Annotated in this window: 1 protein-coding gene; it reads left to right on the top strand. The window is 36.8% G+C overall.

Annotated elements, in window-relative coordinates:
* On the top strand, positions 1 to 1,067 hold a 1,067-nt coding region (locus AC1DND_RS27995; protein ID WP_477586139.1), incomplete at its 5' end, for an anthranilate synthase component I family protein.
* Positions 1,068 to 1,330 lie beyond the last annotated feature (263 nt).

The following is a 1,330-nucleotide window of genomic DNA, read 5'->3' as shown; positions in this document are numbered from 1 at the left end:
GCTTTTATGCTGCACATAAACAGTGGGTTTTTGGTTTTTTCAGTTACGATTTAAAAAACGAAATTGAAGAGTTAAATTCTAATAATTCTGACAACTTAGACTTCCCTGATCTTTACTTTTTTGTTCCAAAATATTTAATCGCCTTTAAAGATGGCAAGGCCGAGGTTCTGATTGGTCCAGAATCAATTTTAGCTGAAATAGATTCCTTTCAGTATCAAACAGAAATCCAATCTAAAAAAGTAACGATAACACAACGCTTGTCAAAAGATCAATATGTTCAAAAAGTAGAAGCTTTAAGAGATCATATTATTCGTGGCGATATTTATGAAGTTAATTTTTGTCAGGAGTTTTTTGCTGAAAATATAGAAATAGATCCGGTTCAAACTTTCGAGGTGTTAAACCAGGTTTCTCCTACCCCATTTGCTGGTTATTTTAAAGTTCAGGGTAAATATATTTTATCTGCTACGCCAGAACGTTTTTTATGTAAACGTGGATCGAAACTCACCTCACAACCTATAAAGGGCACTGCAAAACGAAGTTCTGATCTAGCAGAAGATGAAGCCATAAAGCTGCAACTCAGGAATGATATTAAAGAGCAGGCAGAAAATGTAATGATTGTTGATCTGGTACGCCACGACCTCACCAAATCGGCCGTTAAGGGTTCTGTCACTGTTGATGAATTATTTGGCATCTACAGCTTCCCACAGGTCCATCAAATGATTTCTACCATTAGCTGTGAACTAAATCCAGCGATTCACTTTATCGACGCCATTAAAAATGCATTTCCAATGGGCTCTATGACAGGTGCGCCTAAGGTTAAAGCAATGAAATTAATTGAAGAATATGAAGTAACCAAGAGAGGTATTTATTCCGGTTCCTTTGGCTGCATAAGTCCAGATGGTGATTTCGATTTTAATGTGGTTATCCGGAGTATTTTGTACAATGCTGAATCCAAATATTTATCCTTTCAGGTTGGAGGAGCTATTACTTATCAAAGTGATGCTGCATTAGAATATGAAGAATGCTTGTTAAAGGCCAGTGCGATTTTGAAAGTGTTGGGTAGTTAATTGGTTTAGTCGTCATTGGTTCATTAGTCCAATAATAGCATGTCATTCTGAACGCAGTGAAGAATCTTTTCTAATCTTAGCGTCTTGCTACCACTTAATCAATATCCTCAAACCTTAATTCAAATAAAAGAGGGTGTATCATAAAGGCCATTTCACCTCAGATGCTGTCATGTTGAGCCTGTCGAAACACCTTAGAGGGTATTTAAGCGGGTCCTTCGACAAGCTCAGGATGACAAATCTATCTTTATGATACAAGCTCGATA

The sequence above is a fragment of the Pedobacter sp. 01N416 genome (assembly GCF_056399685.1).
This window is presented reverse-complemented; position numbering and strand designations above follow the sequence as displayed.